Origin of the sequence: Pontibacter sp. SGAir0037, from assembly GCF_005491705.1 — a bacterium.
GTDB lineage: Bacteria > Bacteroidota > Bacteroidia > Cytophagales > Hymenobacteraceae > Pontibacter.
Genome location: NZ_CP028092.1, coordinates 1,701,161 through 1,715,178 on the forward strand (window position 1 = coordinate 1,701,161; position 14,018 = coordinate 1,715,178).

The window sequence follows — 14,018 nt, forward strand, 5'->3', positions numbered from 1 at the left end:
TTAAATTTTAACATAATTTAAGCTATTTGTTCAAGCTGCTGCCACAGCCGCGCAGTATAAGCAGCTTAAACGGCTAAAGAAGCAGATCCGGCAGAGCCATCCGCTTCTGTTTTGTCAGGAAGACGTGTGTAAGCCTAAAGGTGCGTAAATGTGCGTACATCATCATTCTCCAGCCATTATTTAAACAGCTTGTAATTAACAGCTTAGAAAAGGCTGTTTTTCTTCTTCGCTATATTTTTTGTAAATTGCGGCCTGATTATGAAAAAAGTAGCTTTTTATACGTTAGGTTGTAAGCTTAACTACTCCGAAACCAGCACGATCGGGAGGATATTTCAGGAACGTGGCTTCGAAAAGGTAGAGTTTACTGATACACCTGATATATACGTTATCAATACATGCTCTGTAACGGATAACGCAGATAAGAAATGTCGTAAAATTGTGAAGGAGGCTCTTAAGCATTCTCCTGATGCCTTTATTACGATTGTAGGTTGCTATGCACAGTTAAAGCCTAAAGAAATAAGTGAAATACCGGGTGTGGATGCTGTATTAGGTGCCGCAGAGAAATTTCAGCTGGTTGATATACTGGAGGGCTTCGAGAAAAAGGAAAAACCACAGGTGTTTGCCAGTGAAATAAGTGAGGCCAATACATTCCATAACTCCTACTCGTTCGGCGACAGAACCCGCACCTTTTTAAAGGTACAGGATGGCTGTGACTACTCCTGCTCGTTCTGCACCATACCACTGGCCAGGGGCAACAGCCGGTCAGACAGTATAGAGCATGTGGTGCAATCGGCGCGTGAAATCGCTAAGTCCGGGGTAAAAGAAATTGTGTTGACAGGCGTGAATACCGGTGACTTCGGACTGCAGAACGGCAAACGGGTAGAAACATTTTACCAGCTGGTACAGGCCCTGGACCAGGTTGAGTCGATTGAACGCTTCCGTATCTCCTCTATCGAGCCGAATTTGCTCAGCAACGACATTATTGAATTTGTAGCGCAGAGCAACCGCTTCATGCCCCACTTTCATGTGCCCTTGCAGTCCGGCTCCAACAAAATACTGCGCCTGATGCGCCGCCGTTACCAGCGTGAGTTGTATGCTGACAGGGTGGCAAAAATAAAAGCGTTAATGCCGCATTGCTGTATCGGGGTTGATGTAATTGTAGGTTTTCCGGGAGAAACGGAAGAAGACTTCCTGGATACTTATAATTTTATAAATGACCTGGATGTAAGTTACCTGCACGTTTTCCCTTACTCTGAGCGCGAAAATACGCTGGCTCCTGGTATGGAAGGAAAAGTGAGCATAAAGGAGCGCAACCGCAGAGCAGATATGCTTCGCATCCTGTCTGAGAAAAAGAAGCGCTACTTCTACGAACAGAACATCGGGCGAGAATTTAATGTGCTGTTTGAGGAAGATGTAAAAGATGGTGTGATGGAGGGATTTACAGAGAACTATGTTCGTGTGGCTGCCAAATACGACCCTGTTCTGATCAACGAAACCAAGCATGTGCGTCTGACAGGTATCAACCCGGGCAACTTAATGGAGGCAGAAGAAACTTACCGGGAGATTCTTCACCATTAAATAGTATAGTTAATCAGAAAAGCTATATATTTAAGTTTTAATTGTTCTCTGGTCTTAAGAAAATCAACAACTAGTATAATTTATCTAAATCGTGAAAGTAACAAAATTTGTTTTGGGAGCATCACTGGTAGCTTTACTGGCTGCATGCAACAACCAATCTAAGCAAGCTGACCCGCAGGCTGCTACTACTACTTCTACCGAAGCAGAAACACCCGCAACTCCTGCTACTGTGTATGTAAACTCCGACTCTCTTTTAACTAATTACGAGTACTTTAAAGAGATACGTACCCGCCTGCAGACAAAATCTCAGGATGCGGAGAAAGATCTGCGCAGAAGAGCTGATGCTTTCCAGAAAGATGTTGCCAACTATGAGCAGACTGCCCAGGGTATGACCATGCAGCAGCGTAGCACTACAGAGCAACGCCTGGCACAGAGACAACAGCAGTTGCAGGCGCTAAGCCAGCAAACAGGCAACGAGCTGGCGATGGAAGAGTCAGAGGAAATGAAAAAGATTTATGATAAAGTAGAAGCTTATCTGCAAAATCTGAGCAAAGAAAGAGGATATAAAATGGTGCTTACCTACCAGAGAGGCAACAGCGCTATTTTGTATGGCGATTCTACTTTAGATATCACCACAGACGTAGTGAAAGGTCTGAACGAGCAGTATGCGTCTGAAAAGGCATCTGCTAAAAAAGAAACTCCAAAAAAATAATTTCCAGGCAATGGTTTAAAAGCTGTTTTAAGCCAAGAACCTCATCAAACAGAAAAGGCCTCTTCTCAAGTAGAAGAGGCCTTTTCTGTTTAAGCAGCTATGCGTCAGCCTGAGTTCTTATTCGTATCGCAGCGACTCAATCGGGTCTAGTTTCGAGGCACGTGAGGCAGGGTAATACCCCGAAGCTACCCCGACAAACACGCAGATGGATAAGCCAACAAATACCCATATCCACGGCACAATAAAACCACCCTCTCCTATCAGCGACGCAATGCCATTCCCCATCAGGATACCCAGCACAATGCCAACGATACCGCCTAGAATACAGATAACAATGGCTTCGATCAGGAACTGCTGCCTGATCTGTTTCGCAGTTGCCCCTAAAGCTTTCCTTACTCCTATCTCCTGAGTTCTTTCATTAACTGAAACCATCATGATATTCATCAAACCTACAGAGGCACCCAGCAGGGTGATGAAACCAATAATAAAGCCACCCATTTTCAGAAACCCGGAGATCTCGTTCAGGCTCTGCATCAGCGAATCACTTCTTCTGATTTCGAAAGAGTTCTCCTGCCCGAGCGCATCCTGCCGGATGTTACGCATGATCCCTGTTGCCTCCCCCATCACATAATTCAGTTCGTTAGGTTTGGCAATGGCTGTTTTAATGTTATAATTTAGCTGCGTGTTCTCAGCCCTCGGTATCTGGCGCCCGGTTTCCAAGGGTATAATAATGGTTCTGTCTGTGCCGCCGCCGCCCATGCTGCCGCCTTTCTTTTCCAGTTCACCTATTACTTTAAAGCGTCTGCCCAAAAACGTAATAAACTTACCGTTGGCATCCGTCTTCGGGAATAATTTATCTTTGATCTCGCTTCCTATAATGGCCACATTGGTGCCGTATTCTAGCTCAAAACTGGAGAAACCTCGCCCCCTTCCCAGAATCAGGTTCTGAGTTTGCAGGTAATTTTCATCACCACCAACAATATTGATGTTCGGGTTTGTTTTGTCAATCTCATTTTTTACAACAGTAGCCCCGGAAATATGCGCCGATAGACTGACAACCGCATTGTCTTCCATCAGCTGCTTGTACCTGCGGGCGTTATCGTAGGAGATGATCGGGTAAACCTTATTGGCCCGCCCATCGCGGCTGCCTCCAAAATTGTTATAACGGCGAATATCAAACGAATTAGCGCCCAGGCTCGAAAAAGTTTGCTCAAGCGAATACTTCATACTATCCACCGCCGTCAGGATGCCAACCAGCGACATAATACCGATCGCAATGATGAGGCCTGTCAGGATTGTGCGCAACAAATTGCTTTGTATGGCACGAAGTCCTTCTAAAATGTTTTCGAGTACGTTCATTCCTTATAAAAATATTTTGTGCACTTTAACGCTTATTTTCGTTAACAATAAAAAGTTATTGCGCAGCATCCGTGGCAGATAGATGCAGCAATATTCAACTGAAAGTATATATTTGTTAAAGATAATAAAAGTATAATGCTTCTTAAATCCATCCCTCTTTTTATTTGCACATTTTTGCTGGCTTTTACTGGTTGGGCTTCCACCATACTTGTTCCCATGGATGAATCTCAGAAAGACCACCTGAAGTCGTATGGAGTAGCTTATTGGGTACTGTCAAGAGAGCTGCCTGTTGACTGGCTGCTGAACTACCGGGGTGGTGCATTTGCATTCCAGCATGTGCCCCAGGTAGAAAATGAGTTGATTGTGCGTGGCGTGAGCTACCAGGTTATTTCGGATGCCCAATATAATACCATCTTAAACCAGATCAGCGATCCGGAAGCGAACATGGACATTATGAAACTGGAGAAACTCCCGAAGGTGGCTGTCTACTCTCCTAAGTCAAAAATGCCCTGGGATGATGCCGTAACGCTGGTACTGACTTATGCCGAAATTCCGTACGACATTATTTATGATGATGAAATAATGGCCGGAGATCTGCCAAAGTACGACTGGCTTCACCTGCACCACGAAGACTTTACCGGCCAGTATGGAAAGTTCTACGCCAGCTACCGACATTATCCCTGGTACCAGGAGCAGCAGCGGGAAGCTGAAGCATCGGCCCAGAAGCACGGCTTCGCTAAAGTATCGCAACTGAAGCTAAGCGTTGTGAAGAAAATAAAAGATTTCTGTGCAGGAGGCGGCTTTTTATTTGCGATGTGTTCTGCTACTGATACGTACGATATAGCGCTGGCAGCAGATGGGGTAGATTTTATAGAAGCTATGTACGACGGCGACGGGGCCGATCCGAATGCGCAGGAAAAGTTCGATTATACTAAAACCTTTGCTTTCAAAGACTTCAGGATCGTAAGAAATCCACTGGAGTACGAATACTCTAACATTGATATGCAGCCTCAGGAGCGGAATGTTTCTGAAGCCAACGATTTCTTCCAGCTCTTTACTTTCTCGGCAAAATGGGACCCGCTGCCCACCATGCTCACCCAGAACCACGCTAAAACCATAAAAGGATTTATGGGGCAAACAACCGCCTTCAGAAAAAGTACAGTAAAGCCGGATGTAACTGTTATGGGAGAGAACAAAGAGTTAGGTGAGATTCGGTACATGCATGGCACCTTTGCCCGCGGCACCTGGACGTTTTATGGCGGGCATGATCCGGAGGATTACCAGCATTTGGTAGGCGAAGATCCTACCGATCTTGCTCTGCACCCGAATTCCCCTGGTTACCGCCTTATCCTCAACAACATCCTGTTTCCGGCAGCTAAGAAAAAGAAACAGAAAACTTAATTTTAATAATTTGCTAATTATTAAATGTGCTGATGCGCTAATATTCGATATAAGATTATGGGCAGGTGTTATTATAGGTAATTAGGTTTATCTTTTTAATATAAAGTACTAAGCTCAAAACTATGTAACATAATTTTAAGCACATTAAATAATTAGCACATTAAAGTTTAGTGCATTCTGTCAGCGCGTGGTTCCAGGTTGCGAATGATGTTGGCTTCAATTTCCAGGAGCTCCTTTAGCCGGGCGTCCACTACCTCAGCCGGCATATACTCTTTCGCAAGCTTCACAAAGCTTACATAATGTCCTGCTTCAGAAACCATTAACTCATAGTAAAACTTCTGCAGTCCTTCGTCTTTGATGTTTTTCCAGAGTAACTTGAAACGTTCACAGCTTCTGGCCTCAATCAGGGCATTTATCAGCAGATGATCCATTAACTGTCGCTCACGCTGCCCGCCTTTGCGTATATGCTTCGCCAACTCCACCACATATTCATCGGGGCGGTTGCGCCCCAGGCTATAGCCCCTCTTTTTTAGTTCAGCCAGCACACGTTCAAAATGACTCCACTCCTCTGCCACCAGGTCTGTCATCTCATCAACCAGCTTTGTCTTATCCGGATACTTTACAATGAGTGAGATACCTGATGTAGCTGCTTTCTGCTCACAGTAGGCATGGTCTACCAGTATCTCTTCTATATTCATCTCGGCAATATTAACCCAACGCGGATCGGTAGGCAACTGCAGGCGAAGTATCGTTTTGGTTGGTTGTGTTTCCACTAGTACTTTGTCAACTTGAAAATTAGAATTACAACTAGAATATCCTGACAACTTGGTGCTCTGATTTTCTACTATTAATGGCTGCTTAGAGCTCTATAAAAAACTTTACAACCAGGCTTATTCAGCGAAAGATTAGTCAAAGAACATCCACTTTAAACCGAATATAAAGCTGCGACGCATGCCCGGATAATAGGGTGTCGCAAAATAACCTGGTTGCGGCATCAGTCCCTGGTTCACGTGAGACATTTTCAGGAAGAAGTTCACGTTCTTTATATCCCCTGTAACAAAGACATCCAGTACAGGATACGTCTGAACCTGGAAAAAGTCCTGCGGGTAAAACTGCTGGATAACCGGATTATAGGCATCAGCATTATAGGCAGTAGGCATATGCATTTCAACCCCGAACTGGCCGAACAGGGCACTATTGAACAAGCCTCCCTGAAAATATAGTTTAGAATTAAACAACCACTCCGGTATACGAATAACCTCAGCCTCATCGGTATTGGTATAGGCAACAAAATTTTCGAAATGAATAGAGCCAAAGCGTATATGATGCTCCAGCCTTGCTCCGTAAAACGTCTGATTGCCATCATACTGTACTGGCTCCATTCTGGTATCCAGCGGATTGTGCTGATCCACCTTATTGAAATAAATATACCGCAGGATGTTTGTAAAATGCGAGGAGAACCTGACAAACTGCCTCCTGCCAATCCTGCTGCCGTAGGCAAACATACTTTGGTCGTAGAGGACAGTGGTAAAATCCTTGTTCCATTCATAGTGGTTGCTCAACACTCTTTCTTCCGTAAGAGAAGCAGACCGTAGAACCCGGTGATGGGACAGCTCCACGTTTGTAATTCGGGCCAATGCTTTCAAACGGTAGTCACGCACCAACTGCAGCTCCCCATCTACCATCAGAACGGCTTTTTCTTTATAGTTGAGCCTGAACTGCCCACCTACAAAAAGCTGGTTAAAAGCTGTATTTTCCGTAACAAGGCTGGTATCTCCTACTGCTCTAGAAAACGTTTGAAGGGCTCTGTTTTCTATCGACGATCTTCTATGCTTTAAATAAGCTTTAAAAAAAGAAAATTTACTATTACCGGTAAAACCTAACTCGTTCTGTAGTTCCCGGTAATTGGTACGGTCGTCCGTTCTTACACCACTATATAGGGTATCAGGATAAAAATGCAGCGTACCATTCAGCAGTTCTTCACCAACCAGATTTAGATCGCGAAACGTATTCTGCTGTCTGCCCCAGTCAAGGCCATGGTAAGCTTTCAGATCTTCCCCTAAAATTTTATAGATGTGCAACAGGTGCAGGTTATTCCGCCTCTCCTGCGTTAAAGCATTATTAAGGTTAAGTATCTCTGTTTCGTACCCGAATAAACTATCAGCTACTTCATAAACCCCAGGTTCCAGCTCCTCGGGACGAACACCTCCTGTTTCAAGCTGGGAAACCTTTTGCAAGGTAAAGTTTGCAAAAAGGTCATACTTATCATTGGTGGAACGATAATGCGTGAAAAACTTAAATGCACTGCTGTTAGCGAAGTTGCCACCTCTAGTCCCTCTGTCGGGTGTACCAATCTGCCGCGAAGAAGAAATTATCTGGTAGGCAAGACCTGCATTCCAGCGTTCAGTGATATTACGGGCGTAGGTAGCTTCAAAGACCTGCTCTCCTCTTTGTCCCTGCACATAAAAAAGATGCGAGTACGGGGAACGGGTATCAAAATAATTAATATTCTGAGGATCGTAGGCATAGCGATCAAAAGCATTTCTACCTAAACGTACCCCTATTCTCTGGGGCATGCTGAAAAGAATGGGTTTTGAGGCTGTACCAATATTTCCCAGGTGCTGGTAAAAAGAAGTATCCTGGTACCAGAAGCGTTCGTTGTTCAGGTTTTGTATAGCGGTATCTATACGCTGCTCTATATAGCGACCCTGCAGCACATCCCGTTCAAATAGGTTTAAGGTTGTTCGCGGACCATAAATCTGGCGGGTGGAATCGTCTACTATCTGAGCATAGGCAGCACTACCTGCCATATAACTAAATACAAAAATCAGTACTGCTATTAGCTTGCTTTTCTTCACGTCTGCAAAATTACGCATTTTCGCGCAACAAGTAAGTTGCACGGGATACATCATATTTATTTAATGGCTTGTTTACTGCTTATATGATCCAGTATCAACTGATCAAACACTGCTTTATCTTTAAGGAAGCTGACCTCAATTGGAATATAAAACAAAGGGAGCTGACTGGTAATACCAATCAATTCTTCAGATAAAAGCTTAACGGCATCTTTACGGGTAGTTAATATAACAGCCCCCGTTTTTTTATTTGAAGCAATAGCCTGCTGCAGTGTACTCAGATCGCTTTTGCTGTACTGATGATGATCAGGATAAGCAAAATGATGCAGCACTGTATAATCCTCTTGCAGCAAATAGTCTTTTAGAGGTGCTGCATTCGCTATACCTGTTAGGAGAAACACATGCTTTTGCAGCGCCTTTGTACTGCCAATCGCTACCGGATTCGCATAAACATAAGAGGTGAAAAACACAGGCACCGCCGACCTTGCAAATTTCCTGACCTGGCTTTTTATTTGTTCAACCTCATTCGAAATGAGATCATTAGGACACTTACTTACAAGTACTACATCAGCACGTTTCGCCCCTCCTCTAAACTCCCGGAGCAAACCGGCAGGCAAGACAAAGTCTTTGTAAAACGGGCGGTTGTAGTCAGTAATCAGTAAATTCAAAGAGGGCTTAATGGAGCGGTGCTGCATGGCATCATCTAGTAGTATTGCGTCCAGGCTCGGAGTATGCTCCAGCAGGAGCTCCACCCCTTTTACCCTATCCTCGCACACTGCTACCTGCACCTGGCTGAAATCCCGGAAGTACTGATAGGGTTCATCGCCGATAGAAGCCGCTGTAGCCTTTTTATCGGCCAGCACAAAGCCCCTGGTCCTGCGCTTATAGCCTCTGCTCAGGGTGGCAATACGATATTTCTCCTGCAGCAAACGAAGCAGATACTCCACATGGGGTGTTTTACCTGTTCCTCCGACTGTTAAATTTCCTACAGCCAATACCGGCAATCCAAACTCCTTAGAAGCAAGCCATTTCTTATCGTACAAAGTATTTCGTACAGCCATAACAGCTCCATACAAGAGCGAAAATGGCCATAGCATTAGTTTAAGATATTTCACCATGTTGTTGTTGCAGTAGCAAAATTACAATAATTTTAACCGCAAACGCATCTTAGCGCGAAAAGTGATGCCTGCCACACGCTGCCATCGCTTTATGTAAGTATTGACCGGCACTGCTAGTTATAACTGATTATCTAAGTTTTATAGCTTGGAACCTTTGGAGATGCCTACGGTGCAGCACAGTATATAATATAAAATCAAAATTAGAAGTTACTCCTATAACTGGTATGACTAAAATACAAGACGTGATTAAAGTGCTGGAGCAACTGGCTCCTGTCCCCTACCAGGAAAGTTATGATAACGCAGGTTTACAAACCGGTAACCCGGGCGATGAGGTAAAGGGCGTGCTGGTAACCCTGGATTGTACTGAAAAAGTAGTGGAGGAAGCTATCGCTAAAGGCTGCAATCTTATTGTAGCACATCATCCGGTTATTTTTAAAGGCTTAAAACAGCTGACGGGACGAAGTTATGTGGAACGCACTATCATTAAAGCCATTCAACATCATGTTGCTATCTACGCCTGCCACACAAACCTGGACAATGTGCACAACGGCGTTAACGCCAAGGTTGCAGAAAAACTGGAGCTACATCAGCCTAAGATACTGGCAAGCAAATCTCAAACGCTCTTACAACTGGTCACATTTGTTCCGGTAGCAGATACAGACCATGTACTGCAGGCACTTCATAAAGCAGGCGCAGGTCAGATTGGTAACTACCATAATTGCAGCTTCCGGGTGCAGGGAACGGGACAGTTTTTACCATCCGACAAAGCAGATCCCGCCATAGGGCAAGCTGGAAAGCCGGAGCAGGTGCAGGAAAACCGACTAGAGCTTATATTCCCGGCTTATTTACAGCATAACATCATGAAGGCCCTGGTGGAGGCACATCCGTATGAAGAGGTGGCGCATTATATTACCGCTTTGGAAAACCGGAACCAGGAAGTAGGCATTGGTATGATCGGCGAACTTAAAGAAGCTCTTTCCGAAGAAGAGTTCCTGCAGTACCTGAAACAGAAAATGAAACTACAGGGGCTTCGATATACTTCTGTAGGTGCAAAAAAAATTAAAAAAGTGGCAGTTTGCGGCGGTGCAGGCAGCTTCCTGATCAAAGACAGTATCCGCCATGGTGCTGATGCACTGGTTACTGCCGACCTGAAATACCATGAGTTTTTCGATGCCGAAGACAAGCTGATGATTGCCGACATCGGTCACTACGAAAGTGAGGTATTTACAAAGGAGATTTTTTATGACGTAATTTCAAAAAATTTCCTTAATTTTGCAGTCGATTTATCAGAAACTAACACGAACCCTGTCAGATACACTTTTTAATTCATGGAAAGTACGGTAGCCAGTAAATTAGATGCATTATTACATCTCCAGAGCATCGATTCTCAACTAGACGAAATTAGACGCGTAAGAGGCGATTTGCCTGAAGAAGTTCGTGATCTTGAAGATGAGATAGAAGGTTATGAGGTGCGGGTTAGTAAGTTCGACGATGAGGTTGCCGCCTTGAACGATGCCATCGCTCAGCGCAGACAGTCTATAAAAGATGCTGAAAGCCTGATTCGCAAGTACGAGGACCAGCAGGTGAATGTACGCAACAACCGCGAATACGATGCCATCACAAAAGAAATCGAATTGCAGAAACTTGAGATTCAGGTAGCAGAGAAAAAAATTAAAGAAGCTTACTACCAGATCGATCAGAAGAACAACGAGATTGAAGGTACCAAGCACCGTTTAGAAGAACGCAAAAAAGATTTAGATAACAAGAAAAACGAGCTGGAGCAGATCGTTTCTGAAAGCGAAGACGAAGAAAAGAAACTGGAGCAGGACAGAGAAACCGCTGCAGCAAAGATCGAAGATCGTCTTTTAAGCGCCTATACCCGTATCCGCAAAAACGTACGTAACGGCCTTGCTGTTGTTCCTGTTAAACGCGATGCCTGTGGCGGTTGCTTCAACACCGTGCCTCCTCAGCGCCAGGCAGATATTGCTGCACAGAAAAAAGTTATTGTGTGCGAGCACTGCGGCAGAATATTAGCAGGCGTAGAGCACCGCATTTATTAATTGAATTCTTATGCTAAGCGGTAATCGCTTGAAACAATATCTTAAAAGGATGGCTAATCACCATCCTTTTTTTTTAATAATCTTCCTTACGCTTCTTCCGCTGCAAAGCGCATTGGCAGCCTCTGCCTTTAATTGGCGGGTGGCCAATGCCTACCAAGAAACAATTAAACTAAAAATTGACAAAGGAAGAGGTCTGATAGCGGCAGAACTACAGGACAGCCCTGCTAATGCCACCGCTATACTTATTGCGAACTACCAGGATTTTCTGATCTTGATGGTACAGCAACATCCTGGCAGCTTTAAAAAGCTGATTAACGCCCAGGAAAAAAGGCTGGCGCAATTGAGTAGTTTAAAAGAGAAGTCTCCCTGGGTGGGGTTCAGTGTGGCAGAAATCAGGCTACAGCTGGCAATCAGCTACCTGCTGGCTGATAGTAAACTGGCGGCTGCCTGGGAGTTTCGTAAAGCTTTCCTGCAATACCAGGCTAATGCTAAAAGCTATCCTTCTTTTATTCCAAACAAAAAATCCTATGGTGTATTGCTGGCACTGGTAGGCTCCGTACCGGATAACTACAAGTGGTTACTAAACATTATAGGCATGAAAGGGAGTGTAAAAGCCGGCATGCAGCATTTACAGGCAGCAGCTTCGCAGGAGAATCCCTTTCAGGAAGAGGCTGTATTACTTAAACTTGTACTGGAACAACTAATCGATCAGCAACAGGAGCAGCATGTTATGTCCACAATAAACACGCTGCTGAAACAGAACCCGGATAACCTGCTTTATACTTTCACGGCCATTCATATGCTTAAGAAAATAAAGAAAAGCGATGCGGCCTTGCAGTACTATTTAAAACGACCAGGCGGAAAAGATTACCTTTCTTTCCCTTACCTGCACTACATGGCTGCCGATGTGTACCTGGCGAAAGGGCAGTTTGAACGTTCCATCCAGGAAAACCAATATTTTCTGACTAATCATGAAGGTACGAATCATTTAAAGGCAGCTAACTTCAAGCTTTTTCAGGCATACTGGCTTAGCAACAACCAGCAGATGGCCGGCCGTTACTACAGCAGAATAAGCGAAGTGGGCAAAACCCTGGTAGATGAAGACATTTATGCAGCACGCTTTGTGCAGGAAGAGACACAACTTCAAAGAGAACTGCTTTTGGCCCGCCTGCGCTCTGACGGAGGCTATTACCGTGAGGCCCTGGCAGACCTTAATGATTTTAGCTTAACCAAAGATACCCCGCATCCGGTTAAGCTGGAATACCTGTACCGCAAGGCACGTATATATCATGGACTGGAAGATATGGCACAGGCGAAAAAATTTTATGAGTTTACAATTAATGCTTCAGGTACATCTACTTTATATTTTGCACCCAATGCAGCATTGCAGCTTGGCTACATCTACCTCGAAGAAAACAATAAAGCAAAGGCAAAAAGCTGCTTTCAGGCGGCCATAAACTATAAGGACCATGCCTATAAGAATAGCATAGACTCTAAAGCCAAGCTTGCACTTTCTTCGCTATAGGAAATTGTTTTATGATATTTAAATCAACGGTTTCTGTTTCTTCTTTACCAGTATCTCTTGAAGAATTCCGCTTAAGGGCACTGGCCTGGGCAAATCAGTTTTCTTTGGTAGCCTACTATACTTCAAACAATATCCCATACCCTTACCAGGGCTTTAAACATATGCTGGCTGTTTCAGATGGCCCGGCTTTGCCTATAGATGAAACGTCTGCGCTTAGCAGCTTCAGAACAATAATCCAGCGTACCCCGGACTATTACTGCGGCTTCTTTAACTATGACCTGAAGAATCAGATTGAAACCCTCAGCAGCAAGAACCACGATCATATAGGCTTTCCGCTGATCTTCTTCTTTCGGCCGGAGGTGACGATATTCTTTGACAGTGCAGAAAGTATAAGCATAGCAAGCAGCGTAGATTCCATTGCCGCTATTATAGATGCCATTCTACTCACCCCTGCTCCTTTTGCAAAAGGGAACCAGTCAGTTCAAGTAAAACAACGGGTAAATCCGACCACTTACAAAGCAACTGTAGAGCGTATAAAAAATCACATACTGGAGGGCGATGTGTATGAACTAAACTATTGCATCGAATTTTACGCTGAACAGGCTGTCGTCACTCCGCTGGATCTGTTTCTGGCTTTAAATACAACATCACCCACTCCTTTTGCGGGCTACCTCAAAGCTGAAGATAAATATTTAGTCTGTGCTTCTCCTGAGCGCTTTCTTAAAAAGGAGGGCAGAAAACTTACCTCACAACCTATCAAAGGAACTATACGGCGCGGTGCAACACCAGAAGAAGATGTACTGCTGCAACAGCAGCTGCGGAACAGCGAAAAAGAACTGGCTGAAAACATGATGATTGTTGACCTGGTGCGCAACGATCTGAGAAAGTCCTGCTCTACAGGCACTGTTCGCGTAGAAGAGATGTTCGGTATTTACGGCTTCAAACAGGTCTCGCAAATGATATCGACTATCACTGGTGAGTTGCAGCCGGGAAAAGATCTGACAGATGCCCTGCGAGGTGCATTTCCAATGGGAAGCATGACAGGCGCACCTAAAATAAGGGCTATGGAGCTAATAGAAGAGATAGAGAATACAAAGCGTGGCTTATATGCTGGAGCCTATGGGTACCTTACACCAGAGCAGGATGCCGACTTTAATGTGGTTATTCGCAGCATCCAGTATAATGCCTCCACCCAATATCTCTCCTTTATGGTGGGCAGTGCTATCACATACGATTCAGACCCGGAGCAAGAATACCAGGAATGCCTGCTGAAGGCGCAGGCTATTTTAAAAGTACTTGGCCAGGGCTGATGGTTGCTCCTTCAGCAAATGTGAATGACGAATTAGAAATTATGAATGGTAAGAAGTTTAAATTTTCTTAGTACCCTAAATGGTACTGTCTCGCATAAAC

The 14,018-nt window shown here is 44.5% G+C and carries 11 protein-coding genes; 7 read left to right on the forward strand and 4 right to left on the reverse strand.

Annotation, left to right across the window (positions count from 1 at the left end):
• Nucleotides 1-258: 258 nt before the first annotated feature.
• Together mtaB and C1N53_RS07015 are read left to right on the forward strand one after the other, a co-directional pair.
• Nucleotides 259-1,578, forward strand: coding sequence for a tRNA (N(6)-L-threonylcarbamoyladenosine(37)-C(2))-methylthiotransferase MtaB (mtaB, locus tag C1N53_RS07010; protein ID WP_137758632.1), 1,320 nt, complete (start codon nt 259-261; stop codon nt 1,576-1,578).
• 91 nt (nt 1,579-1,669) lie between these two features.
• The gene (locus C1N53_RS07015; RefSeq protein ID WP_240773416.1) at nt 1,670-2,290 is read left to right on the forward strand and encodes an OmpH family outer membrane protein; all 621 of its coding nucleotides are present in this window, start codon (nt 1,670-1,672) and stop codon (nt 2,288-2,290) included.
• A gap of 117 nt (nt 2,291-2,407) precedes the next feature.
• On the opposite strand, the gene C1N53_RS07020 is transcribed toward C1N53_RS07015, so the two are convergent.
• Complete coding sequence (locus tag C1N53_RS07020; protein WP_137758633.1) at nt 2,408-3,649, reverse strand: ABC transporter permease; 1,242 nt, start codon at nt 3,647-3,649, stop codon at nt 2,408-2,410.
• 135 nt (nt 3,650-3,784) lie between these two features.
• Between C1N53_RS07020 and C1N53_RS07025 the strand changes: the two genes are divergently transcribed.
• Complete coding sequence (locus C1N53_RS07025) at nt 3,785-5,050, forward strand: asparagine synthetase B (RefSeq protein ID WP_137758634.1); 1,266 nt, start codon at nt 3,785-3,787, stop codon at nt 5,048-5,050.
• Nucleotides 5,051-5,217: 167 nt separating this feature from the next.
• Here C1N53_RS07025 and C1N53_RS07030 read toward each other — a convergent pair whose 3' ends face one another.
• The 3 genes from C1N53_RS07030 to lpxK form a co-directional block, all read right to left on the reverse strand.
• On the reverse strand, nt 5,218-5,823 hold the full coding sequence (locus C1N53_RS07030; RefSeq protein ID WP_256377488.1) for a tRNA-(ms[2]io[6]A)-hydroxylase: 606 nt from the start codon (nt 5,821-5,823) through the stop codon (nt 5,218-5,220).
• Between the two features lie 132 nt (nt 5,824-5,955).
• The gene (locus tag C1N53_RS07035) at nt 5,956-7,926 is read right to left on the reverse strand and encodes a putative porin (RefSeq protein WP_168193983.1); all 1,971 of its coding nucleotides are present in this window, start codon (nt 7,924-7,926) and stop codon (nt 5,956-5,958) included.
• Between the two features lie 38 nt (nt 7,927-7,964).
• Nucleotides 7,965-9,023: a tetraacyldisaccharide 4'-kinase gene (lpxK, locus tag C1N53_RS07040; RefSeq protein WP_240773417.1), complete on the reverse strand. Its 1,059-nt coding sequence runs from the start codon at nt 9,021-9,023 to the stop codon at nt 7,965-7,967.
• Nucleotides 9,024-9,247: 224 nt separating this feature from the next.
• On the opposite strand from lpxK, the gene C1N53_RS07045 reads away from it, so the two are divergent.
• From C1N53_RS07045 to C1N53_RS07060, 4 genes are read left to right on the forward strand one after another with little or no spacing between them, the layout of a single operon-like run.
• On the forward strand, nt 9,248-10,348 hold the full coding sequence (locus C1N53_RS07045) for a Nif3-like dinuclear metal center hexameric protein (protein WP_137758636.1): 1,101 nt from the start codon (nt 9,248-9,250) through the stop codon (nt 10,346-10,348).
• A 3-nt stretch (nt 10,349-10,351) separates the two neighbouring features.
• Complete coding sequence (locus C1N53_RS07050) at nt 10,352-11,083, forward strand: zinc ribbon domain-containing protein (RefSeq protein WP_137758637.1); 732 nt, start codon at nt 10,352-10,354, stop codon at nt 11,081-11,083.
• Between the two features lie 49 nt (nt 11,084-11,132).
• Entirely contained in the window at nt 11,133-12,608 is a 1,476-nt protein-coding gene (locus C1N53_RS07055) for a DUF3808 domain-containing protein (protein WP_137758638.1), read from the forward strand.
• Nucleotides 12,609-12,619: 11 nt separating this feature from the next.
• Complete coding sequence (locus tag C1N53_RS07060; RefSeq protein ID WP_137758639.1) at nt 12,620-13,918, forward strand: anthranilate synthase component I family protein; 1,299 nt, start codon at nt 12,620-12,622, stop codon at nt 13,916-13,918.
• The last annotated feature ends 100 nt before the right edge of the window (nt 13,919-14,018 follow it).

Excerpts from the sequence above, each read along its gene's own strand:
- mtaB (WP_137758632.1), top strand. The coding sequence starts at position 259 with ATGAAAAAAGTAGCTTTTTATACGTTAGGTTGTAAGCTTAACTACTCC.
- C1N53_RS07020 (WP_137758633.1), bottom strand. The coding sequence starts at position 3,649 with ATGAACGTACTCGAAAACATTTTAGAAGGACTTCGTGCCATACAAAGC.
- C1N53_RS07025 (WP_137758634.1), top strand. The coding sequence starts at position 3,785 with ATGCTTCTTAAATCCATCCCTCTTTTTATTTGCACATTTTTGCTGGCT.
- C1N53_RS07035 (WP_168193983.1), bottom strand. The coding sequence starts at position 7,926 with ATGCGTAATTTTGCAGACGTGAAGAAAAGCAAGCTAATAGCAGTACTG.
- lpxK (WP_240773417.1), bottom strand. The coding sequence starts at position 9,023 with ATGGTGAAATATCTTAAACTAATGCTATGGCCATTTTCGCTCTTGTAT.
- C1N53_RS07045 (WP_137758636.1), top strand. The coding sequence starts at position 9,248 with ATGACTAAAATACAAGACGTGATTAAAGTGCTGGAGCAACTGGCTCCT.
- C1N53_RS07050 (WP_137758637.1), top strand. The coding sequence starts at position 10,352 with ATGGAAAGTACGGTAGCCAGTAAATTAGATGCATTATTACATCTCCAG.
- C1N53_RS07055 (WP_137758638.1), top strand. The coding sequence starts at position 11,133 with ATGGCTAATCACCATCCTTTTTTTTTAATAATCTTCCTTACGCTTCTT.
- C1N53_RS07060 (WP_137758639.1), top strand. The coding sequence starts at position 12,620 with ATGATATTTAAATCAACGGTTTCTGTTTCTTCTTTACCAGTATCTCTT.